Raw genomic sequence first — 22,645 nt, 5'->3', positions numbered from 1 at the left:
GGTGAGCCCGTGCGCGCGCCCGACCGCTTCGGCGGGGGGTGGTGGTCCGCAGCACTTGGGCCTCGGGAAGGTCCGGCATCCCCCCGGGGTGCCGCCCCGGGCCGGTCAGCGGGAGCCGCGTCCCGCTCCGTCGGCGGCGCGGGCACCGTCGCCGGCGTCGTGGTCAAAGGCCCTGGTCACCGAGAACTCGCACCACACGCATTTGCCTCCGCCGCGTGCCTCCACGCCCCACTCGTCCGCGAGCGTCTCGACCAGGAGCAGGCCCCGCCCCGAGACGCCCGACTCCCCCGCCTCGCGGCGGCGCGGCAGGGCGCTGGAGGAGTCGGCCACCTCCACGCGCAGCCGCCGCTCGCCGCCGGTGAGCACCCGGAGGGTGACGACGGCGGACCCCTCGGTGTGCATCAGGGCGTTGGTGATCAGCTCGTCGGCGACCAGTTCGATCTCGTCGGCGCGGTTCCCGGTGCCCCAGGCACCGACCCCGGCGCGGACCATGCGCCGGGCCTCAACGAGGGCCTCGGGATCACCGGGGGCCACGTGCTGCTGCAGCCGGCCTCCCGCACGCGGGCTGTCCGGCGGGCGGCGGCGCAGCAGGAGCAGGGCCACGTCGTCGTCCACGCCGCGTTCCTCGGCCACGTCGATGAGCCGGTCGGCCAGCTCGCGTACGTCGTCGGGGCCGGTGGTGACGAGCGCGGAGAGGGTCCTGATGCCGTCGTCGAGGTCGGCGCCGGGCTGCTCGACCAGGCCGTCGGTGCACAGCAGCAGCACGTTGCCGGGGTCCAGTTCCATCGTCCCGACCGGGTACTCCAGCCGGTCGAACTCGGCGGACAGGCCGAGCGGCAGCCCGCCCGGCACGTTGACACGGTGGCAGACGCCGTCGGCACGCCGGACGAGCGGGTCGATGTGGCCGGCCCGGACCACCTGGAGGACACCGGTGGACAGGTCGGCCTCGGCGTACAGGCAGGTCGCGGAGCGGTCGGTGTCGAGTTCGTGCAGGAAGACGGAGGCGCGGGCCATCACGGTGGCCGGCGGGTGCCCTTCGGCGGCGTAGGCCCGGAGCACGATACGCAGCTGGCCCATGACGGAGGCGGCGTGGGTGTCGTGGCCCTGGACGTCGCCGATCACGGCGCCGACCCGGCCCCCGGGCAGCGGGATCAGGTCGTACCAGTCGCCGCCGATGTCCCGGCCGAGGCCGCCGCCGATGCTGGCCGCGCGGTAGCGGACGGCGACGTCGGCGCCGGGCACACTGGGGATGGTGCGGGGCAGCATGGCCTGCTGGAGTCCCTGCGCGAGGTCCATCTCCTGCTCGTAGAACATGGCCCGCTGCATGCTCTGGGCGATGCTGCTGCACAGGGCGACGAGGATGTTGCGCTCCTCGGGGGTGAAACCGCGCCGGTCGTTGTAGAGCAGGCCCATGGCGCCGATGGGGCGGGTCTGGACGATGAGCGGCAGGTAGGCCGCCGAGGTGATGTGCAGGTCGGCGAGGTGCGGCCACAGCACCGGGTAGCACTCGGCGAACTCCTCCGGCGACTCGATGAAGCGCGGGCTCAGGGTCCGTACGGCCTCGCTCATCGGGTACTGCTCGTCGATCCGGGTGATGCGGGTGCCCGGGACGAAGCTGCCGACGGGCCCTTCGGCGACCAGCCGGATCCGGCCGGCCTCGACCAGGCCCATGACGAGGCTGGTGGCGCCCAGATGGGTGAGGCCGTGGGTGTCCTTGACGACGTCGATGACGTCCTGCACGGTGCGGGCGTGTGCGAGGGCGGCCGTGGTGAGCTGGACGATGTTGGTCTGCCGGCGCAGGGCGTTCTCCTGGGAGGCCTGTTGCCCTGCGGCCTCGCGTCTGGCCTCGCTGTCGCCGAGTTCCTCCGTGGCGTCCCGGACGATGCCGAGGATGTGGCGGGGCCGTCCGGTCGCGTCCCGGCCGATGTAGCCACGGACGTGGGTCCAGCACAGGATGCCGTCGCGGCGGCGGACCCGGAAGTAGACGCCGTAGTTCTCGCTTCCGTCCTTCAGTGCCTGGGAGACGGCGGTGTCCAGGCGCACGGCCTCGGCGGGCGGGATCCGGGTCGCCAGCACGTCGGGGGCGTTGGATTCCTCGGGGCGCAGGTCGAAGAGGTCACGGGCCTGGGCGTCCATCAGCATCACCCGGGTGTCCAGGTCCCAGTCGAACCTGCCCATGTGGTTGAGCGCCAGGATCGGATCCGGGTCGTCCGGCCAGTCGTCCGGGAGTGACAGGGCGCTCGCTCCCCGATCAGCCATGGACCCACCTTGTCAGGATTCACCCGATTCTTCGACCGGGGTGCCCCGGAGCCCGCGGGGCGGACAATGGGCGGGAAGGGAGCGCGCCCCTGTGGACTGGTTCACCGCATCCGACTACTGGCTGAGCCGGCTGGTCTTCCAGCGGGCGCTGGCCGGGCTGTACCTGGTCGCCTTCCTGACGGCGGTGCTGCAGTTCCGTGCGCTGATCGGCGAGCGAGGGATGCTGCCGGTGCCCCGGTTCGTGGAGCGGACCCCGTTCGCGCGGGCGCCCGGCCTGTTCCAGGTGCGCTACTCGGACCGGTTCTTCGCGGGGTGCGCCTGGACGGGCTGTGCGGTGTCGGCGGCGCTCCTCGCGGGGGTGGACTCCTGGCTTCCGCTGTGGTCCGGGATGCTGCTGTGGCTGGTGCCGTGGGCGTTGTACCTGTCGATCGTCAACGTCGGGCAGACCTGGTACGCCTTCGGCTGGGAGTCACTGCTGCTCGAGGTCGGCTTCCTCGCGGTGTTCCTCGGCAACGACGAGGTGGCGCCGCCGGTGGTCGTCCTGTTCCTGCTGCGGTGGGTGCTGTTCCGGGTCGAGTTCGGCGCGGGGCTGATCAAGATGCGCGGCGACGCCTGCTGGCGCAGGCTCACCTGCCTGGACCATCACCATGAGACCCAGCCGATGCCCGGGCCGCTGAGCTGGTTCTTCCACCATCTGCCGAAGCCGCTGCACCGGGTCGAGGCGGCCGCGAACCATGTCACCCAGCTGGTCGTGCCGTTCCTGCTGTTCGCTCCGCAGCCGGTCGCCACGGCCGCCGCCGCGCTGATGGTCCTCACGCAGCTGTGGCTCGTACTGTCGGGCAACTTCTCCTGGCTGAACTGGATCACGATCGTGCTGGCCCTGTCGGCGGTCGCGTTCCCCGTGTCGGCGTTCCCCGCCGGCCCGCCGGACGCGGCCGGCGCCCCGCTGTGGTACGTGGTCGTCGTCCTGGCGGTGTCGGCGCTGCTGCTCGCCCTCGGCTACCACCCCGTGCGCAACATGCTCTCCCGCCGCCAGGTGATGAACCGCTCCTTCGACCCGCTCCACCTGGTCAACAGCTACGGGGCGTTCGGCAGTGTCAGCCGGATCCGGTACGAGGTGGTGATCGAGGGCACCGCGGACGACAAGCCCCGGAAGGACTCGGACTGGCGGGCGTACGAGTTCCGGGGCAAGCCGGGTGATCCCCGGCGCTGGCCACGCCAGTTCGCGCCGTACCATCTGCGGCTCGACTGGATGATGTGGTTCGCCGCGCTGTCGCCGTCCTACGCCGGACCGTGGTTCGGCGCGCTGGTGGAACGGCTGCTGGAGGGGGACCGCGACACGCTGCGGCTGCTGCGCGGCTCCCCGTTCCCGCCGGACGCGCCGCCCCGGTACGTGCGCGCCCGGCTGTTCCGCTACCGGTACACGACCTGGCGCGAGCTGCGGGAGACGGGGGCGTGCTGGCAGCGGACGTATGTGCGCGAGTATCTGCCGCCGACCCGGCTGACGGGGGCGGTTCACAGGCCGTAGACGCGGGTGGCGGTGGTGCCGAAGACCTCCTCCCGTCCGGTGGCGTCGAGGTCCGCGGTCAGTGTGCGGGCGGCGGCCAGGACGTCGCCGTAGGACGCGGCGAGGGTGCACACCGGCCAGTCCGAGCCGAACATCAGCCGTCCGGGACCGAAGGCGTCCAGGACGACGTCGGCGTACGGGCGCAGCGTGTCGACGCTCCAGGCGGCCGGGTCGGCCTCGGTGACCAGGCCGGAGAGTTTGCAGACCGTGTTCGGCAGCGCGGCCAGGGCGCGGACGTCACGGGCCCAGGGTTCGAGCCGGCCCGAGGCGACGGGCGGCTTGCCGGCGTGGTCGAGGACGAAGGTCAGCCGGGGCAGCGAGGCCGCCGCGCGGACGCAGGCGGGGAGCTGGTGGGGCTGGACCACCAGGTCGTAGACCAGGCCCGCGTCGGCGACGGCGGCGAGGGAGCGCTGCACGTCGGTCCGCAGCAGCCAGCCGGGATCGGGTTCGCTCTGGACCTGGTGCCTGACGCCCTTCAGGAACTGTCCGCCGGGCTGTTCGCGCAGCCGGGCCAGCTCGTCGGCGAGGCCGGGGCGGGTGAGGTCGGTCCAGCCGACGACCCCGGCGACCAGGTCGTGCGCGGCGGCCAGGGCCAGCAGCTCCGGGGTCTCCTCGGCAACGGTGACGGTCTGGACCAGGACGGTGCGGCGCACACCGGCCGCGCGGGCCTCGGGAAGCAGGTCGTCCATCGTGAAGTCGCGTCGCAGGGACCGGAGCCGGGGGCCGGCGATCCACTCCTGGTCGCGGACGGACAGGTCCCAGACGTGGTGGTGCGCGTCGACGGTCACCGCGTCGGGAGGCAGGGCGGCAGGGGTCACGGCGACTCCCCCGCCCGTTCCCCGGCCGGAACGGGGGCCTCGGGCGGCAGAAGGCCGGTGGTGCGCAGCTCCTGCCACAGGGCGGCGGGTACGGGGGCGGTGAACTGGTCCGCGCAGTCGTGGACTTCGGCCGCCGAGCGGGCTCCGACCAGGACGCTCGCGACAGCCGGGTGGGCGGCGCAGAAGGCCAGGGCGGCGGCGCGCAGGGTGGTGCCGTGGCGTTCGGCCGCCCGGTGCAGCCGCCGGGCTCGGTCCAGCAACTCCTGTGGCGCGCTGCCGTAGTCGTAGGTGGCACCCGGCTTCGGGTCGGCGAGCAGGCCGGAGTTGAAGGCGCCGCCGATGACCACGGAGATGCCGCGTTCCTGCGCGGCGGGCAGCAGGTCTCTCAGCGCGCTCTGGTCGAGCAGGGTGTGGCGGCCCGCGCACAGGACCACGTCGACGTCGGTGTCGCGGACGAAGCGGGTGAGCATACGGGTCTGGTTCATGCCCGCGCCGATCGCGCCGACCACTCCTTCGGAGCGGAGCCTCTCCAGCGCCGGATAGCCCTCGCGGAAGGCCTGTTCGGCGTGGTCGTCGGGGTCGTGGAGGTGGACGACGTCGACGCGGTCGAGGCCGAGGCGCTCCAGGCTGGCCTCCAGACTGCGCCGTACTCCGTCGGCGCTGAAGTCCCAGACCCTGCGGTGGGTCGCGGGCACGGCGAATCCGTGGGCCAGGTCCTGTGGGAGCCCGCCGCCACCGGCGCCGACGGGTTCGAGGAGGCGGCCGACCTTGGTGGACACCGTGTACCGGCTGCGCGGGAGGGCGCGCAGGACGGCGCCGAGGCGGCGTTCGGACAGGCCGAGGCCGTAGTGCGGGGCGGTGTCGAAGAAGCGGATGCCGCGCTGCCAGGCGGCCTGCACCGCCTCGTGCGCCGTGTCCTCGCCGACCTCGGTGTACAGGTTGCCGATCCCGGCGGCGCCGAAGGCCAGGGAGGTGACCTCGACGCCGCTGCGGCCGAGCCGGTTCACCGGGCGGCCGGGCGCAGCCGCAGGCCCTGCATGCCGCCGTCGACCGCGAGGGCTGTTCCGGTGGTGGCACCGGACAGCGGGCTCGCCAGGTGGGCGATGGCAGCGGCGACCTCGGTGGCCGTCACGAGGCGGCCGGTGGGCTGGCGGGCCTCGAGTGCGGCGCGTTCGGCGGCGGGGTCGTCGGCCGCGTCGAGCAGGCGGCCGATCCAGGGCGTGTCGACGGTGCCCGGGTTGACGCAGTTGACGCGGATGCCCTCGTGGACGTGGTCGGCGGCCATGGCGAGGGTCAGGGAGTGGACGGCGCCCTTGGTCGCGCTGTACAGGGCCCGCTGGGGCAGGCCCGCGGTGGCGGCGACGGAGCAGGTGTTGACGATCGCCGCGTGCGCGGACGCCCGCAGGTGCGGCAGGCAGGCGCGGGCGGTGCGGACCATGCCGAGGACGTTGACGTCGAAGACGTGGTGCCACTCCTCGTCGGAGTTGGTCTCGACGGTGCCCCGGGCACCGATGCCGGCGTTGTTGACCAGCACGTCGAGCCCGCCGAGGCCGGTGACGGCGGCGGCCACCGCCGCGCGCAGCGAGGCGTCGTCGGTGACGTCGGCGCGGTGTCCGGTGAGGGGCGCCGCGACGCCGGACGGGTCCAGGTCGAGGACGGCCACCCGGGCGCCGCGCGCGGCGAGGAGGTCCGCGGTGGCCCGGCCGATGCCGGAGGCGCCGCCGGTCACCAGGGCCGTCAGCCCCTCGAAGTCGTTCATGCCGCCCGCTCCTTCTCATGCGTCGTGCCGGACGGGTCCCTACCGGGTCGGGTGCCCGGGTCGGCGGCCCAGAAGGCGCCGTCGGGGTAGGTGTACCGGGCCAGGGACTCGGGCCGCATGGCGGCCGAGAAGCCCGGTGCGGTGGGCGCCGTGTAGTGGCCCCGGCGGATCACCACGGGGTCGAGGAAGTGGTCGTGCAGGTGGTCGACGTACTCGATGACCCGGTCCTCGGTGGTGCCGGAGAGGGCCACGTAGTCGAACATCGACAGGTGCTGCACGAGTTCGCACAGGCCGACGCCGCCGGCGTGCGGGCACACCGGCACTCCGTACTTGGCGGCGAGCAGCAGGATCGCGAGGTTCTCGGGGACCCCGCCGACGCGGGCGGCGTCGATCTGGACGATGTCGAGGGCACCGGCCTGGAGGAACTGTTTGAAGACGATCCGGTTGGGGGCGTGTTCACCGGTGGCCACCTTCACCGGGGCGACGGCCCGCCGGATCGCCGCGTGGCCGAGCACGTCGTCGGGGCTCGTGGGCTCCTCGATCCAGTACGGGTCGAACGCGGCGAGCGCCTTCGTCCAGCGGATCGCCTCGTCCACGTCCCAGCGCTGGTTGGCGTCGATCGCGATGCGGATGCCGGGGCCGACGGCCGCGCGGGCGGCCCTGCAGCGGCGGATGTCGTCCTCGAGGTCGGCGCCGACCTTGAGCTTGATCTGACGGAAGCCGTCGGCGACCGCGCGGAGGGCGAGCCGGGTCAGCTTGTCGTCGTCGTAGCCGAGCCAGCCGGGCGAGGTGGTGTACGCGGGGTAGCCGTGCGCCAGCAGCCGGGCCGTGCGTTCCCCGGCGCCCTCCCGGCCGCGACGCAGGAGAGTCAGGGCCTCCTCGGGGGTGAGGGCGTCGGTGAGGTAGCGGAAGTCGATCTGCCGAACCAGCCATTCGGGTTCGGCCTCGGCGAGCAGCCGCCACAGCGGTCTGTCCGCGCGTTTGGCGGCCAGGTCCCAGACGGCGTTGACGACCGCGCCGATCGCCATGTGCATCACGCCCTTCTCGGGTCCCAGCCAGCGCAGCTGGCTGTCGCCGGTCAGGTCGCGGTTCAGGACGGCGGGGTCGGCGCAGAGCTCGTCGACGGGCCGGCCGACCAGGTGTCCGCGCAGCGCCTCGATCGCGGCGACCTGTACGTCGTTGCCCCGCCCGATGGTGAACGCGAATCCGTGCCCCTCGTGCCCGTCGGCGGCGTCGGTGCGCAGGACGACGTAGGCAGCCGAGTAGTCGGGGTCGGGGTTCATGGCGTCGGAGCCGTCGAGTTCGCGCGAGGTGGGGAACCGGACGTCGTACGTGTCGACGGCGGTGACACGGGCGGAGGTCGGGGGCACGAAGGGCCTTTCGGTGGGTGGCAGAAGCGGCACGTGGTCGTTCCTGGCGCATATTTATCAGACCACTTACCGGATGCGACACCCCCGGGGCGCGATTTTCCCACTTCTGCACCCTCAGTGGTCGGACCACCATGAGGGCTAGACTGCGCGCACCGGCGGCGGGAGGAGGGGCGTGGACGAGACCGCGACCGGGGACACGGGCACCGGCCCGGCCCCGCGCAAGGGCACCGTGACGCAACGCGCCATCGAGCGGATCAAGGAGATGATCCGCGAGGGGCGGCTGCAGCCGGGCGAGCGGCTGCCCACCGAGCGGGATCTCGCCGTCCGGCTGGGCATCTCCCGCAGTTCGATGCGGGAGGCCGTCCGCGCGCTCACGGTGCTGGGCGTGCTCGAGGCCCGGCACGGCTCGGGCATCTACGTGACGCGGCTGGAGGCCGGTGACCTGCTGGAGACCTTCGGGGTCGTGGCCGACCTGTCCCGGGGGCCGCGTCTGGTCGAGCTCCTCGAGGTGCGCCGGGCGCTGGAGTCGACGGCGACCGCGCTGGCCGCCGCGCGGATCACGCCGGACCAGCTGGCCGAGGTCGCCGGGCACCTGGCCGCGATGAACGCCACCGACGACCCGGAGGAGATCCTCGCCCACGATCTGGCCTTCCACCGCGAGATCGCCGCCGCGGCGGGCAACGGGACGCTGGCCGCGATTCTGGACGGTCTGTCGTCCCGCACCTTCCGGGCCCGGGTCTGGCGCGGCTACCAGGAGGAGGGAGCCTTCGCCCGTACCCGTCGCGAACACGCCGCGATCCACCGCGCCCTGGCCGCCCGCGACCCGGAGGCCGCGCGAGCGGCGGCAGCGGCCCATGTGGGCGAGGTCGAACAGTGGCTGCGCTCCCAACTGGACGGCTGAGCAACCCGGTTGTTGCGGTGATCAGCTGTGCACGGCTATGGTCGGCCGGGTGACTGCCGGGTCGGCCTTGGGCCACACACGAAAGACGTTCCCGGCCTCGGCGTGAGCCAGGCGGGGATGCCCCCGCCCGTGCCCGGCCGAGGACGGCGCTCCTCCCGCGCCCCGCCCTCCTCTCCGCGTTCCCCTCCCGCTCCCCGCCGCGCCCCGCGCGGCGGTCCCCGACGGAAACCGACACCCGGAGACCAGACAGCGATGCCCGAGACATCCACCACGACCGTCCAGTTGAACCACACCGTCGTCCTCGCCCGCGACCGCCGCCTGTCGGCGGAGTTCCTCGCCGTGGTCCTGGGGCTGGAGGTCGGCGCCCCCTTCGGCCCGTTCCTGCCCGTCGACCTGGGCAACGGCGTGACCCTCGACTACTACGAGCAGCGCGACGAGCCCATACAGCCGCAGCACTACGCGTTCCTCGTCCCCGAGGACCGGTTCGACACGATGATCGCCCGCCTGGAGGCGGTCGGGGTCACCTACTACGCCGACCCGCACCACACCGAACCCGGCCGGATCAACCACCTCTTCGGCGGTCGCGGTGCCTACTTCGACGACCCGGACGGCCACAACCTGGAGATCATGACCCGGCCCTGCGCCCGCCCCTGAGCCGGACCGCCGGCCGGCTCACAGCGCCCGGTACATGACGTGCAGACCGACCCGTCCGTGCCGGGGGTGCTCGTACGCCCCGGGGACCGTCCCGAGGACCGTGAAACCGAGGGAGGTCCACAACCGTACGGCGGGGTTGGTCTCGACGACGGCGTTGAACACCATGCCCCGGTACCCGGCCGCGCGGGCCTCCTCCAGCAGGTGCCCGGCGAGGGCGCGGCCGTGTCCCCGGCCGGCGTGGTCGGGGTCGACCATGAAGCCGGCGTTGGCGATCCCGGCCGCCGGACCGCCGTAGTTCGGGGTGAGGTAGGCGGAGGCGACGACCGCTCCGGCGCCGTCCTCGACGACGTACACCTGTTTCGCCGGGTTCATCCACAGGGCCCGGGCGGCCTCCTCGGAGGTGTCCGGGTCCCAGGTGTACGTCTCGCCCGCGGCGACGATGCGGTGCCAGAACGGCCATATGCGTGGCCAGTCGTCGGCGACTGCTTCCCTGATCGGCATGGACGCGAGTCTGGCACGCTCCCGCACCCGGCGGTCACGCGGGGCGGGGGGCGGGTCCGGTGTCAGTCGACGCTGGGCAGGATATGGGGCTCGGCGAGGTCGTCCTCGTAGCCCGCCAGGCGGATCGGGGCCGACCTGGCCCACACGTCGAGGCTGCCGAGCTCGCCGGCCGGACGGCCCGCTCGCTCGGGGCGTTCCTTGACGGGCTGCTCCGCGTTGGTCTTCTCCGGTGTCACCGCGCACTCCTTATGTGTCGGTCACCCTCGGGACGTGCCGCGCCGGTCCTGCCGCGCCTGCGTCGTACGTCCGCTCGGGCATGATGGGAAAGCCGTTCGGACGCGGTGGCGCCGGTTGATCGTAGGAGAGCAGGCCGTTGTGAAGCGGCGTGTTCCATGACGGACCGGTGGGTGTGGGTAGGACCCTTTACTGCTGCCCGTCCGCCTCAGACTAGCCAAATGAGCGGACCCCTGCTCGATGGGGCTGAAAACTCGATGTAACGATCTCCTGCCGGACCGCACTCGCTCCACCCCCATATGCCGCTATTTCACTGTCGGAGCCGCTGCAACCGATCACTCGACCGGGTTACAGGGGTGTCCACGTCTCCGAGAAGGCCGCACGGCCACGGCGCAGTTCAGGTCCTGTTGGCCGGCCCGCAAGCTCGTCATGGTGTTCTGCCGTACGGCAGAACGGCTGTCTTCCAGGAGGACCGGCGCATGGAGCTGCGCAGTGTCGAGGAGTTGATGGACCTGCTGTACGCCTGCCGGGGCGCCCGGGACGTCCCGGTTCCCGGCGGGGCCCCGGTCGACGCGTACGGCCATGCCCTGCGCACCGCCGCGCTGCTGCGCCGGAGGCGCCCCGCCGACAAGGAGCTTCAGGCAGCGGGTCTGGTCCTGCCGGTCGGCCGGCTGCTGCAGCCGGGCGAACCCGCCGCACGGGCCGACCGGGCCGCGGACGCGGTGCGCGCGCTGCTCGGCGAGCGGGTGGCGGAACTGGTCCGCCGCCGGCCCCGGCACGGTCTCCAGGGCGAGGAGGACGACCTTCTCGCCCTGCGCACGGCGGACGAGGAGGCCCGTACCGCCTGCTTCGACGCCGGGGTCCTGGAGGACTGGCGCACGGTGCTGGAGCTGCTGGCGGCGCGCAACTCCAGGCTCGGCGCGGTGGACTGACTCCCCCACCGCCTCCGCCGGGCGCCGGGTGCCGGGTGCCGGGTGCCGGGTGCCGGGCGGCCGCGTCACCACCTGCCGGGCGCGTAGTCCTTCAGGAAGACGCCGTACAGGTCCTCGCCCGCCTCGCCGCGCACGATGGGGTCGTAGACGCGGGCCGCGCCGTCGATCAGGTCCAGCGGGGCGTGGAAGCCGGCGTCCGCGAGGCGGATCTTGTCGGGGTGGGGCCGCTCGTCGGTGATCCAGCCGGTGTCGACGGCCGTCATCAGGATACGGTCGTTGTCGAACATCTCCTGGGCGCTGGTACGCGTGAGCATGTTCAGGGCGGCCTTGGCCATGTTGGTGTGCGGGTGGCCCGCCCCCTTGTAGCCGCGGTCGAAGACCCCCTCCATGGCGGAGACGTTCACGATGTACGTCCGCTTCGCCGCGGCGGCCGCCATCGCCGGGCGCAGCCTGCTGATGAGCAGGAACGGCGCCGTCGAGTTGCAGAGCTGGACCTCGAGCAGCTCGACCGGGGTGACCTCCTCGACCGTCTGCACCCAGCTGTTGGTGTCGTGCAGGTCCGGAACCAGACCGCCCGCGTCGATCGCGGTGCCCGCCGCGATCCGCTCCAGGGAGGCCGACCCGGAGACCAGGGCGAGGCCGGTGACGTCCTGCGCGGTGAGCGCACCGGAGCCCGCGACCGGGAGCTCGGCCACCGCGCCGGAGCCGAAGCCGCCGATCACCTCGGCGGCGGGCAGCTCACCGGCGGGCAGCGGCGCGGACTCGGCGGCGACCAGCTCGCTGTAGGCCTGCGGGGAGCGCCGTACGGTCTGCGCGGCGTTGTTGATCAGGATGTCCAGCGGACCGGCGGCGGACACCGACTCGGCGAGCGCGACGACCTGGGCCGGGTCGCGCAGGTCGATGCCGACGATCTTCAGCCGGTCGATCCACTGGTCGCTGTCGGGCTGCGCCTTGAAGCGGCGAACGGCGTCGTTCGGGAAGCGGGTCGTGATGGTGGTGTGGGCGCCGTCGCGCAGCAGCCGCAGCGCGATGTACATGCCGATCTTGGCCCGGCCGCCGGTGAGCAGCGCGCGCTTGCCGGTGAGGTCGGCGCGGGCGTCCCGGCGGCTGCGGTTCTCGGCGGCGCACTTCTGGCAGAGCTGGTGGTAGAAGTAGTCGACCTCGACGTACCGCTGCTTGCAGATGTAGCAGGAGCGGGGACGCTGGAGTATCCCCGCGATCGTGCCCTCCTCGGTGCGGGACGAGGGCAGGATGCCTTCCGTCTCGTCGTCGATGCGCTCGGCGGATCCGGTGGCGGTGGCCTCGGTGACCGCCTTGTCGTGGGCGCTCTTGGCGGCCCGGCGCTCCTGGCGGCGGCGCTGCTTGACCATGCGGTAGATGTGCGAGGTGGCGCGGCGGACCGTGATCGCGTCCGGGTGGTCGACGTCGATCGTGTCGAGTTCCGCGAGCACGTCGAGGCACACGGCCAGCCGCTCCGGGTCGATGCCGGGCCCGTGCGCCACCACGTCCTCGCGCGCCACGGTGTCCCCGTGAGCCACCGTGTCCGTGGCCCGGGGGCCGTCCTCTGTCACCGTCATCGCCGTTGCCGTTCCTGGTCTGCCGTGGCGGCGCTCCGGTCGCGCCCGCTGTCGAACGGGCGATTTTACGGAGCACCGGGCCGCAGCGCCAAACCCGTACCGGCCTGCGGCCGGGGGCGCGGACGGTGAGGGGCGCGGTGGTGGGCTCGGCGGCGGCCGGTCAGGCGTCGCACGCGGTGAGGAGCGTCTCCACCTCCGCGGTCACCGCGGCGGCCAGCCGCTCGAGGTCGGGCACGGCGGTACCGTCGGCGACCAGTCCGTAGTGGACGTGTCCGCGGTAGGTGGAGACGGCGACCGCCAGGGAGTGTCCGGGAGCGAGCGGCGCGAAGGGGAAGACGGAGCCGAGCGGGTCTCCGCCGAGCCGCAGTCCGAAGCCGGGCAGCGGCACGCTGGTGACCAGGACGTCGAACCAGAGCCGGGCCGCCTGGCCGAGCAGCGGTCCGCCGAGCCGGTGGCCGAGCGGCGGAACGTGGTCGGCGAGCAGGGCGACGGCGCCGGCGCCCCGGTTCGGCCCCGCGTCCTTGTTGCGGTCCATGGCGGTGCGCACCAGGGCGAGACGGGCGAGCGGTCGCGCCTCGTCGACCGGAAGCCTCGTCAGGTAGCCGGAGAGCCGGTTGCCCTGAGGGTGTGCGGTGCGGGGACGGCGCCGGGAGACGGGGACGAGGGCGCGCGGGGCGACACCCTCGCTGCCGTCGCCGCGCTCGTCGAGCCAGCGGCGCAGGGCGCCGGCGACGACGGCGATCAGCACGTCGTTGACGGTGCCGCCGACGCTCTTGCGGATCCGGTGCACGTCGTCGAGGTCGAGGACCACCCCGGCGGTGCGGCGGGTGCCGCTGGGTTCGCAGGTGAGCGCGGGCGACGAGCGCACGTCGAGGGTGGAGCGGGCGACACAGGCGCCGATGTCCAGGGCCCGGCCCGCGTCGGACAGGGCCCCGCGGACGAGGCCGGGCACGTCCCGCACGTCCGGGAGCAGTCCGCGCGGGGGTGCGGCGGGGCTCGGCCGGGGGGTGGGCAGGTCCATCGGGTCCATCAGGGCCGCGGCGAGGGTGAGGGCGCGCAGTCCGTCGGCGAGGGCGTGGTGGAACTTGAACAGGACGGCGAAGGAGACGCCGTCCTCCCCCGGCAGCACATGGGCCTCCCAGGGCGGCCGGGTGCGCTCCAGGGGGCGCCCCATGAGCCGGCCCGCCGCCGCGTGGAAGTCGGCGGCGGGGGCGTGCAGCCGGACGTGGTTCAGCGGGTCGAAGCCGGGGTCGGTCTCCCGTTCGGCGCCGCCGAAGGCGAGCGTCTGGCGCAGCGCGGAGCCGAGCGGCCGGCGGAGGGCGGCGCCGAGCGCGGTGGCGGACGGGCGGCACAGGGCCGACGGGGAGGAGGGGCCTGCGGCCAGGGGCCGCCACACGTCGCGGATGCGCATGCGCAGGCCGGGCACGGCGGCGGCGCGGGCGGCGAGCAGATCCGCGGCATGGGCGGCCGCGGCGGGCGAACGGGCCGAGAAGACCCCGAGGGCCCCGAGATGCATGGGGTGCTCGGCGGACTCGATGTTCCAGAACGCCAGGTCGAGAGGAGCGAGCGGGTCTGCGTTCACGGGCTTGCCTCGCGTCGACGACGGGGGGACCAGCAGTCAACCGTCCGTGACCGATTACGGTCAAGTACGATCCCGCCACACACAGTTAACATCAGATTACGTCTCCGCCCCTCCCGCCGGTCCGGCGGGAGGGGCGGAGTCCGGAGGGCGGACGGGATCACCGCCGTACGGGCGGGACCTCCCGACGGAGCGTCAGAAGGCTTTCCCGGAAAGCCGTACCGGGCGACATCCGGCGCGCCCTTCGGGGTGGAACCCGCAGCGGCACCCGGGGGACGAACGCCACCCGGACGGGTGCGGGCCGCCGGAGGAGCCGCTCACCTCGCGGCGCCCTGTGCCGGGCACCCCGCGGGCCGCGCGCGCGAGGCGTCCCGGATCAGGGCGTCATGGGCGGCCCTCACCCGGGCGACGTCCGGCTTCAGTACGCGCCGGTCGTAGGTGAGCAGGCCGTTCAGCTCGCCCTCCACGTCCGAGATCTGCGTGTACACGGCGCCGTTGCTGCCCCGGCAGACCAGGGCCCGTACCTCGTCGAGCTTGGTGAGGTAGTCCTCGGTGTAGGTCTCCGGGTCGACGTCGACGTACGACTGCTGGACCGCCCAGGCGTGACCGGGCACTGCGAGGCCGAGGCCGCCGTACTCACCGGTGACCAGGGCGCGCCGTCCGTCCGGGCCCGGCGGGAGCGCCGGGCTGGGATAGCCGTGTTCGTCCATGATGTCGCCGGCGTTGCCGTCGGCGCCGAGGTTGAGTCCCGACTGGTTGTTGACCAGGCGCGACGGGTCCCAGGCCTTGGCCTGCTCGGCGATGCGGCCGACGTCGTACTGGCCCCAGCCCTCGTTGAAGGTGACCCACATGACGACGGACGGGCTGCTGAGGTGCTCGTCGATCATCTGCTTCATCTCGCGCTCGTAGCGGGCTCGGGAGGAGGCGTCGGGGTGCACCCCGGCCCTCATGGAGGGCATGTCCTGCCACACCATCAGCCCCAGCCGGTCGGCCCAGTAGAACCAGCGGTCCGGCTCGACCTTGATGTGTTTGCGCACGGAGTTGAACCCGAGCTCCTTGTGCACGCGCAGGTCGTACGCGAGGGCCTCGTCGGTGGGCGCGGTGTGCAGACCGTCGGGCCAGAAGCCCTGGTCGAGGGTGGCCATCAGGAAGACCGGTTCGCCGTTGAGGACCGTACGCGGCACCCCGTCGATCTCCTCGACGGCGATCGAGCGCATCCCGAAGTAGCTGCCGACACGGTCGGCGCCGACGGTCACCTCGAGCCGGTACAGGAACGGGTCGTCGGGGGACCACAGCCGCGGGTTCGCGATCCTCAGGTCCAGCGGCCCCCCGGTGCGGCCGGTCGCCGTGGCGACCTTGCGCCGTCCGTCGTAGGCGGTCGCCCTGACGGGTACGCCGTCGCGGACGCCCGCCGCCTCCACGGTGAGCCGTTCGCCGGGCACGTCGGGCACCAGCTTCAGGGAGTCGACGTGATCACGGGCGACCGGCTCCATCCAGACCGTCTGCCAGATGCCCGAGCTGGGCGTGTACCAGATGCCGCTGGGGTCCAGGCGCTGCTTGCCGAGCGGCGGGTTCTCGCCGTTCGCGGCGTCGGTGGGGTCGTACACGCCGACGATGAGTTCCTGGTTGCGGCCGGGCTTCAGCGCGTCGGTGACGTCGGCGCTGAATTTGTCGTACCCGCCCTCGTGGGCGGCGACCTTCGTGCCGTTGACGTACACCTCGGAGCGCCAGTCGACCGCGCCGAAGTTCAGCCGCAGCCGCTTGCCGGAGCCGATGCGCCAGTCGCGGGGGACGGTGAAGGTGCGGCGGTACCACATGCGGTCCTCGTGCCGCTGGATGCCGGAGAGCTGGGACTCCACCGGGTACGGGACGAGGATGCGCTCCCCCAGCGTCTTCCCGACGGGCGGCTGCTCTCCCTCCTCGGCTGCGGCGAACTGCCACTGCCCGTTGAGGTTGCGCCACTGGTCGCGGGTGAGCTGGGGGCGCGGGTACTCGGGGAGGGCGTTGTCCGGGCCCACTTCGTCGGCCCACTCGGTGGCGAGTTCGTGGGTGGAGCGGTTGGGCCCGCTGCTCATGAACGCGTCCACGGGGTCGCCGTCGGCGGTGGCCAGGCCGCCCCGGCCGTCGTAGCGGACGTCGGCGGAGCCGCGCGCGGTACCCGTCCTGTTGCCGACGACGGGTTCGCCGAGCGTGACGAGCAGGGCCCTGGGGTCGGCCGGGTCCCGCTCGGCGCCGGTCAGCGGCCACTGCGCACCGCCGATGACCGCGTCGACGTGGTCGGTGAGTCCGGCCGGGGGCTCGGCGAGCGGGCGCGGGAAGTCGAGCTTCAGGGTGCGTCCGGATCCGAGGACGGTGGCGGCGAGGGCGCCGTCGTAGTCGAAGCCGTCCGGCAGCCGGAACGCGGACTGCGGTACGGCTTCCTTGGTGCCGCCGGGTTCGGTCCAGCGCAGGTGGAGGTTGGAGCCGCCGTAGTGCTCGAAGTACTCGACCTTGATGTCGTGGGCCCGGCCGGCGGTCAGCTCGATCGGCTCGGCGCTCTGTTCGCGGTCCCAGTCGTCGACCCAGTGGTCGATGGCGAGCCGGCCGTCGACCCACAGCCGGAAGCCGTTGTCCCCGATGATCGAGAAGGTGTGCGCGCCGGTCTCCTCCGGCACGATCTTCCCGGTCCAGCGGACGCTGACGTCGTCCGACCGGCCGGTGGTGAAGTTCAGCCGCGGCTCCAGGTTGTCGAAGTCGAGGTGCGGGTCGAAGGCGGTGGCCTTGAGTTCGTGGAAGTCGAAGGCGCCGGAGGCGGACTGCGTGTAGTACTCGCCCTTCAGTCCGTGGATCTCCACCGGGTCGTCCTCGGCCGCGGTCGCGGCCGGGCCGGTGGCGGTGAGCCCTGTGACTCCCAGCGCGGCGGCCAGGAACAGGGTGAAACGGTCTCTGAGTCGTCCGATGCGCACGGATCCTCCGTCTGTGAGGAAGGTGACGGCTCTCTGCTCGGTTCGTGTGCTCAGTGCTCGGTTCGCGTGCTCGGTGTTCTGTTCTGTGCGTTGTGTGTGGCTGTACAACGTTGTCACAAACAGCACTTGGCATAACAGCACGGTTTCTGCCGCTCGTCCAGGGACATGACAAAGGCCCCGGTGGTCGCACCGACCGGGGCCCGTCCCTCCCGTACCACCGCACCCGTCCTGCCGACGGGCGCGGGCGCTACGGCACCAGTTGTCCCTTGCCGAGGGCGATCACCCCGCTCTTGGAGACCGTGTACAGCTCCGCGTCCCGCTCCGGGTTGACGCCGATGGTCGCGCCGGGCGGTACCTCCACGTTCTTGTCCAGGACGGCACCGCGCACCACCGCGCCCCGTCCGATGTGCACGTTGTCGTGCAGTACCGAGCCCTGGACCACGGCCTCCTGGTCGATCACCACACCCGGTGACAGCACGGACCGGGTGACCTGGCCGCGGATCAGGCAGCCGGCGCTGATGATGGACTCACCCGCCATGCCGCCGGCGTTGAACCGGGCCGGCGAGAGCTGGCCGGAGTGGGTGTAGACGGGCCACTGCCGGTTGTAGAGGTTGAAGGCGGGGCGCTCGGCGATCAGGTCCATGTGGGCCTCGTAGTAGGCGTCCAGTGTGCCGACGTCCCGCCAGTAGCCCTGGTCGCGGCTGGTCTCGCCGGGCACGTGGTTGGAGCTGAAGTCGTAGAGACAGGCCTCGCCCCGCTCGGTGAGCTGGGGCAGGATCGAGCCGCCCATGTCGTGCACCGAGTGCTCGTCCTCGGCGTCCCGCTGGAGCGCCTCGACGAGGGCCTTGGTGGTGAAGATGTAGTTGCCCATGGAGGCGAAGACGCGCTGGGGGTCGCCCTCGAGGCCCGGAGGATCGGTGGGCTTCTCCAGGAAACGCTCCACGGTCCGGCCGTCCGGGCCCGGGGTGATCACGCCGAAGGAGGAGGACTCGGCGCGCGGCACCCGGATCCCCGCCACCGTGACGCCGGCACCGCTTTCGATGTGCTGGGCGAGCATCTGGCGCGGGTCCATGCGGTAGACGTGGTCGGCGCCGAACACCGCCACGTACTCCGGCCGCTCGTCGTACACCAGGTTCAGCGACTGGAGGATGGCGTCCGCGCTGCCCAGGTACCAGCGCGGACCGAGCCGCTGCTGGGCGGGGACGGGGGTGACGTAGTTGCCGAGCAGGCTGGACATCCGCCAGGTGGTGGTGATGTGCCGGTCCAGCGAGTGCGACTTGTACTGGGTCAGCACGCAGATCCGCAGGATGTCGCCGTTGACCAGGTTGGACAGGACGAAGTCGACCAGCCGGTAGGTGCCGCCGAAGGTGACCGCCGGCTTGGCGCGGTCGGCGGTCAGGGGCATCAGACGTTTGCCCTCGCCGCCCGCCAGCACGATTCCCAGGACCGAAGGACCACCACGACGCACGGCCGCTCCCCTCACGCCGAATTTACCCATCCATGCCCCCGGGCGGCTGCCGCTAAGCCTGTTTGCGGATCTCCTCGTAGAGCAGGACCGTACGGCGGGCCACCGCGTCCCAGCCGAACTCGCCGACCGCGCGCTCCCGCCCGGCCCCGCCCATCCGCCGGGCGGCCTCCGGGTCGCCGACGACGGAGTCCAGAGCCCGCGCGAGGCCCTGCTCGAAGGCGTCGTCCACGGGGACGAGCACCCCGGTCACGCCGTCCTCCACGACCTCGGGGATGCCGCCGACCCGCGAGGCGACCACGGGGGTGCCGCAGGCCATCGCCTCCAGGTTGACGATGCCGAGCGGCTCGTACACCGACGGACACACGAACGCGGCGGCATGGGTGAGCAGCTGGACCACCTCGGGGCGCGGCAGCATCTGCGGGATCCAGTGCACGCCCGCGCGCACCCGGCTCAGTTCCTCGTACAGCTCGCGGAACTCCCGCTCGATCTCCGGGGTGTCGGGGGCGCCCGCGCAGAGCACGACCTGCGCGGCCGGATCGATGCCGCGCACCGCCCGCAGCAGTTGGGGCACGCCCTTCTGCCGGGTGATGCGGCCGACGAACAGGACGTACGGCCGGGACCGGTCGAGACCGATCCGGTCCAGCGCGTCGGTACCGGGGTCGGGCCGGTACAGCCGGGTGTCGATCCCGTTGTGCACGACGTGCACCCTGGCCGGGTCGAGGGCCGGGTAGCAGCCGAGGATGTCCTCGCGCATGGCGGCGGAGACGGCGATCACCGCGTCGGCGGCCTCGACGGCGGTGCGCTCGGCCCACCCCGACAGGGCGTACCCTCCGCCGAGCTGTTCGGCCTTCCAGGGGCGCAGGGGTTCCAGGGAGTGGGCGGTCATCACGTGCGGGATGCCGTACAGCTCCTTGGCGAGGTGACCGCCGAGGTTGGCGTACCAGGTGTGGGAGTGGACGAGTTCGCGGCCCTCGAGCGCCGCCGCCATGGCGAGGTCCACGGAGAAGGTGCGCAGCGCGTCGTTGGCGCCGTCGAGGGCGGTCCAGGGACGGTGGCGCCGCACGCCGTCGGTGCGGCCCTCGCCCCAGCAGTGCACCTCCAGGTCCACCAGGGGGCGCAGTTCCCGGGCCAGGAACTCGGCATGGACGCCCGCGCCGCCGTACACGTCCGGGGGGTACTCCCGGGTCAGTAGTCCCACTCGCACCCGCGGACCCCCTGTCTGAAAGGACGTTGCCCCCCATGGTCACCCAGACCGGGCGCCCGGGGAAGAGCGTCCCGGGCCAGACCACGGAACCGGGCGGTGCCGCGGAGTGTTCCGCGGTGCCCGGGGAACCGCGGGGACGCCGGTACGGAGCCCCCTGGGGGAGGCCGTCAGGGTCCGTCCGCCCCGTCCTCCTCCCGGGCACCCACCCAGGGGATGACGGGGGCGGCTTCGTACTCCATCGGCAGTAGGACTCATTGGGTGCTCAGGGACGACGACGGGAGCACCGGGAAAAGGCATCGTGTTGTCCATGAAAGCCGACTGTTCGCCGCGCCGGGGCCGGCGCCCCGGTCTCCCGCAGAGGAGCTGCCGATGAGCGCCCTCGCGTTGTCCGTGCTGCTGTCGTTCGTCTCCGCCGTGGCGTACGCGGGCGGAGCGATCGTGCAGGAGCGGGTCGCGGTCTCCTCACCCGGTGAGCAGTACGCGCCACTGCGCCGGCCGGCCTGGTGGGCGGCGGTCGCGCTGAACGGCCTCGGCGGTCTGCTGCACGTGGTGGCGCTCGCCTACGGCCCGCTGAGCGTGGTCCAGCCACTGGGCGCGCTGACGATCGTGTTCGCGCTGCCGATGGCGGCGCTGTTCGTCGGCCGCAGGGCGGGAGCGACGGCGTGGCGCGGCGCCCTCATGGCGACCGTCGGTCTCGCCGGTCTGCTGTCCCTGGTCGGCGCGTCCGACGCGCAGTCCCTCGACACCGGCCGGCGGGTGGTGGTGGCCCTGACCACGGCCGTCGCGGTCGTCGCCCTGATGGTCGCGGCCCGGACCGCGCAGCGGCACCCGGCGGTGCGCAGCATCCTGCTCGCCGTCGCCTCCGGTATCGCCTTCGGCATGTCGTCCGTCTTCACCAAGACCGTGGCGGTGGACTGGGCCGACGGCGTCTCGGCGGGGGACGTGCCGTCCCTCGCGGTGATCGGTGTGCTGGCCACGGCCGGCCTGCTGCTCTCCCAGGCCTCCTACCGGGGCGCCGGACTCGCGGCTCCGCTGGCCACGCTGACGGTGGTGAACCCGGTGGTCGCGGCGGCGGTCGGCCTCACGATGTTCGGCGAGACCTTCCGCTACGGCGCGACCGGCACGGCGCTCGCACTGAGCTGCGGCGTGGTGGCGGCCGGCGGTCTGATCCTGCTGACGACGGAGCGGCTGGCCCGCGAGCAGCAGGCGGGGAGCGCCGGGGCGGACTCCCCGGTGGCGCCGGTCGGCTCGAGGTCTTCCCTGGTCACTGCGGTCGCCCCGGCGGCTGCGGGTGGTGCGGTTGCCGGCCCGGTCACTCCGGCGGTGGAGGTCGCGATGGCCGGAATGGCGGCCGCCGGGCAGTTCCCGAGGACGGCGGGTGCCGATTCGCTGTCCGGTTCCGTCGAGCGGCTGCTGCACTCCGAGCTCGCCCGGGACGTACGTGCGCGGGTGCCCGCCCCGGCCGCCGCGGGCCGCTCCCCGGCGGTGGGGGCGGTGGTCGGGGCCGCGAGGCCGTCGCCGCCGGTGTTCGCGTACGCGCCCTTCCACGGCGGCCCGTACCTCCCGACGCGCGTGCCGGACCGGCACCGCACGCGCGTCACATCCTGACGCCGCCCGCCCTCAGGTAGGCGACCGGGTCGATGTCCGATCCGAAACCGGGCCCCGTCCGCACCTCGAAGTGCAGATGCGGGCCCGAGCTGTTGCCCGTCGAGCCGGACCGGCCGATGCGCTGGCCCGCGGCGACCGACTGGCCGCTCCTCACCGAGATCGCCGACAGGTGCGCGTACTGGCTGTAGCGGCCGTCGGCGTGCCGGACCACCACCTGGTAGCCGAACGAGCCCTCCCAGCCGGCGCTGACGACGGTGCCCGGCGCGACCGACTTCACGGACGTGCCGGTGGGCACGGGGAAGTCGACACCGGTGTGGTAGCCCTTCGACCAGGAGGAACCTGCCTGGTGGTACGGCGTGCCCAGGGGGGCGGCGACCGGGGCCACGTGCGTGCCGCTCTTCTGGGTGGCGCGGTCCGCCCGTTCCTCGGTGCGCTGCGCGGGAGCTTTCTTCTCGGGGGCCTTCTTTTCGGGAGCCTTCTTCTCCGGTGTCCTGCTCCTGGATTTCTTGTTCTTGTCGGCCGTGTCCGCGGGTTTCGGGGCGGAGCGGGCCGGTGCGGCCTTCCCGCCGGGCAGGGTGAGCCGCTGGCCGGGCAGGATCAGGTCGGGGTCGGTGCCGACGGTCGCGCTGTTCGCGTCGTACAGCCCGCGCCAGCCGCCGCGGACCCGCTCCTCCTCCGCGATGCCGGAGAGGGTGTCGCCGTGGACCACGAGGTACATCTCGGCGCGGCCCGCGCGGGACTGGGGGGTGTTCTGCGGCTTGACGTCCTCGACGGTGGTGGCGGTGCCCGTGCCGTTGTTGCCGCCTGCCTTCGCGTCGGACCTGGCGTCGCTCTTCGCGTCGGTGCTGCCGGAGCGGCCGGCGGACGGGCGGACGTCGGGGGCGTCACCGCCCCGGGCCAGTCCGGCCCGCTGCGAGCACACCGGCCAGGCGCCGGGTCCCTGGCCGTCCAGGACCTTCTCGGCGATGGCGATCTGCTGGTCCTTGGTGGCCAGGTCCGCGCGCGGCGCGTACCGGGTGCCGCCGAAGGCCTCCCAGGTGGACTGGGTGAACTGGAGTCCGCCGTAGTAACCGTTGCCCGTGTTGATGTCCCAGTCGTCGCTGGACTCGCACGCGGCGACCTTGTCCCACGTGTCCACGTCGGCCGCCTCGGCGACCCCGGTCCCCAGAAGGGGAAGCGCCATTCCGGCACCACCCGCGGTGACGGTGAGCGAGGCCCGGTTGATCCTGTTCGGCTGGTACCGGCGATGCCGACCGCGCACGGCCATGG

General features: G+C 73.0%; 18 protein-coding genes. 5 read left to right on the top strand and 13 right to left on the bottom strand.

The window, feature by feature from the left end; all coding sequences use genetic code 11:
• Positions 1 to 105: 105 nt before the first annotated feature.
• A complete protein-coding gene (locus ORI94_RS07155) occupies positions 106 to 2,259 on the bottom strand; it encodes a SpoIIE family protein phosphatase (protein WP_266073517.1) in 2,154 nt (717 codons plus the stop codon).
• Between the two features lie 91 nt (positions 2,260 to 2,350).
• Here ORI94_RS07155 and ORI94_RS07150 point away from each other — a divergent pair, with 91 nt between their 5' ends.
• Positions 2,351 to 3,787 carry a lipase maturation factor family protein gene (locus ORI94_RS07150; RefSeq protein ID WP_266073516.1) on the top strand — a complete coding sequence of 479 codons (1,437 nt, stop codon included), beginning with the start codon at positions 2,351 to 2,353 and terminating at the stop codon, positions 3,785 to 3,787.
• Here ORI94_RS07150 and ORI94_RS07145 read toward each other — a convergent pair.
• Genes ORI94_RS07145 through ORI94_RS07130 form a run of 4 tightly spaced genes read right to left on the bottom strand, consistent with a single transcriptional unit; the run spans position 3,775 to position 7,773 of the window.
• Positions 3,775 to 4,614: an amidohydrolase family protein gene (locus ORI94_RS07145; protein WP_266073606.1), complete on the bottom strand. Its 840-nt coding sequence runs from the start codon at positions 4,612 to 4,614 to the stop codon at positions 3,775 to 3,777. The two genes, ORI94_RS07150 and ORI94_RS07145, sit on opposite strands and share 13 nt — an antisense overlap.
• Before the next feature lie 26 nt (positions 4,615 to 4,640).
• A complete protein-coding gene (locus ORI94_RS07140) occupies positions 4,641 to 5,651 on the bottom strand; it encodes an aldo/keto reductase (protein WP_266073515.1) in 1,011 nt (336 codons plus the stop codon).
• On the bottom strand, positions 5,648 to 6,403 hold the full coding sequence (locus ORI94_RS07135; RefSeq protein WP_266073514.1) for an SDR family NAD(P)-dependent oxidoreductase: 756 nt from the start codon (positions 6,401 to 6,403) through the stop codon (positions 5,648 to 5,650). The genes ORI94_RS07140 and ORI94_RS07135 overlap by 4 nt, the downstream gene beginning before the upstream one ends.
• The gene (locus ORI94_RS07130; protein ID WP_266073605.1) at positions 6,400 to 7,773 is read right to left on the bottom strand and encodes an enolase C-terminal domain-like protein; all 1,374 of its coding nucleotides are present in this window, start codon (positions 7,771 to 7,773) and stop codon (positions 6,400 to 6,402) included. The genes ORI94_RS07135 and ORI94_RS07130 overlap by 4 nt, the downstream gene beginning before the upstream one ends.
• A 172-nt stretch (positions 7,774 to 7,945) precedes the next feature.
• On the opposite strand from ORI94_RS07130, the gene ORI94_RS07125 reads away from it, so the two are divergent.
• Together ORI94_RS07125 and ORI94_RS07120 are read left to right on the top strand one after the other, a co-directional pair.
• Positions 7,946 to 8,674: a FadR/GntR family transcriptional regulator gene (locus tag ORI94_RS07125; protein ID WP_266073513.1), complete on the top strand. Its 729-nt coding sequence runs from the start codon at positions 7,946 to 7,948 to the stop codon at positions 8,672 to 8,674.
• A 252-nt stretch (positions 8,675 to 8,926) separates the two neighbouring features.
• Positions 8,927 to 9,328 carry a VOC family protein gene (locus ORI94_RS07120; RefSeq protein WP_266073512.1) on the top strand — a complete coding sequence of 134 codons (402 nt, stop codon included), beginning with the start codon at positions 8,927 to 8,929 and terminating at the stop codon, positions 9,326 to 9,328.
• Between the two features lie 18 nt (positions 9,329 to 9,346).
• Here the strand turns inward: ORI94_RS07120 and ORI94_RS07115 are convergent, their stop codons facing one another.
• Both ORI94_RS07115 and ORI94_RS07110 read right to left on the bottom strand, forming a co-directional pair.
• The gene (locus tag ORI94_RS07115; RefSeq protein ID WP_266073511.1) at positions 9,347 to 9,829 is read right to left on the bottom strand and encodes a GNAT family N-acetyltransferase; all 483 of its coding nucleotides are present in this window, start codon (positions 9,827 to 9,829) and stop codon (positions 9,347 to 9,349) included.
• Between the two features lie 62 nt (positions 9,830 to 9,891).
• Positions 9,892 to 10,065, bottom strand: a complete 174-nt coding sequence (locus ORI94_RS07110) for a hypothetical protein (RefSeq protein ID WP_107068403.1) — start codon at positions 10,063 to 10,065, stop codon at positions 9,892 to 9,894.
• Positions 10,066 to 10,542: 477 nt separating this feature from the next.
• On the opposite strand from ORI94_RS07110, the gene ORI94_RS07105 reads away from it, so the two are divergent.
• Positions 10,543 to 10,995, top strand: a complete 453-nt coding sequence (locus tag ORI94_RS07105; protein ID WP_266073510.1) for a hypothetical protein — start codon at positions 10,543 to 10,545, stop codon at positions 10,993 to 10,995.
• Positions 10,996 to 11,060: 65 nt separating this feature from the next.
• Here ORI94_RS07105 and ORI94_RS07100 read toward each other — a convergent pair whose 3' ends face one another.
• The 5 genes from ORI94_RS07100 to glgA all read right to left on the bottom strand — a co-directional run bounded on the left by ORI94_RS07100 (position 11,061) and on the right by glgA (position 19,768).
• The gene (locus ORI94_RS07100) at positions 11,061 to 12,572 is read right to left on the bottom strand and encodes an SDR family NAD(P)-dependent oxidoreductase (RefSeq protein WP_266073509.1); all 1,512 of its coding nucleotides are present in this window, start codon (positions 12,570 to 12,572) and stop codon (positions 11,061 to 11,063) included.
• A 160-nt stretch (positions 12,573 to 12,732) separates the two neighbouring features.
• Positions 12,733 to 14,154, bottom strand: coding sequence for a wax ester/triacylglycerol synthase family O-acyltransferase (locus tag ORI94_RS07095; protein ID WP_266073508.1), 1,422 nt, complete (start codon positions 14,152 to 14,154; stop codon positions 12,733 to 12,735).
• Positions 14,155 to 14,468: 314 nt separating this feature from the next.
• Positions 14,469 to 17,096 (bottom strand): PA14 domain-containing protein, encoded by a 2,628-nt coding sequence (locus ORI94_RS07090; protein ID WP_266073507.1) that lies wholly within the window; start codon positions 17,094 to 17,096, stop codon positions 14,469 to 14,471.
• Positions 17,097 to 17,343: 247 nt separating this feature from the next.
• On the bottom strand, positions 17,344 to 18,564 hold the full coding sequence (gene glgC / locus ORI94_RS07085; protein WP_266073506.1) for a glucose-1-phosphate adenylyltransferase: 1,221 nt from the start codon (positions 18,562 to 18,564) through the stop codon (positions 17,344 to 17,346).
• A gap of 52 nt (positions 18,565 to 18,616) precedes the next feature.
• Positions 18,617 to 19,768, bottom strand: a complete 1,152-nt coding sequence (gene glgA, locus ORI94_RS07080) for a glycogen synthase (protein ID WP_266073505.1) — start codon at positions 19,766 to 19,768, stop codon at positions 18,617 to 18,619.
• Positions 19,769 to 20,137: 369 nt separating this feature from the next.
• Between glgA and ORI94_RS07075 the strand changes: the two genes are divergently transcribed.
• A complete protein-coding gene (locus tag ORI94_RS07075; protein ID WP_266073504.1) occupies positions 20,138 to 21,376 on the top strand; it encodes a DMT family transporter in 1,239 nt (412 codons plus the stop codon).
• Here ORI94_RS07075 and ORI94_RS07070 read toward each other — a convergent pair.
• A complete protein-coding gene (locus ORI94_RS07070) occupies positions 21,366 to 22,643 on the bottom strand; it encodes a transglycosylase family protein (protein ID WP_266073503.1) in 1,278 nt (425 codons plus the stop codon). The genes ORI94_RS07075 and ORI94_RS07070 overlap by 11 nt on opposite strands.
• Positions 22,644 to 22,645 lie beyond the last annotated feature (2 nt).

Origin of the sequence: Streptomyces sp. NEAU-W12 (assembly GCF_026242095.1) — a bacterium.
Lineage (GTDB): Bacteria > Actinomycetota > Actinomycetes > Streptomycetales > Streptomycetaceae > Streptomyces.
This window is presented reverse-complemented; position numbering and strand designations above follow the sequence as displayed.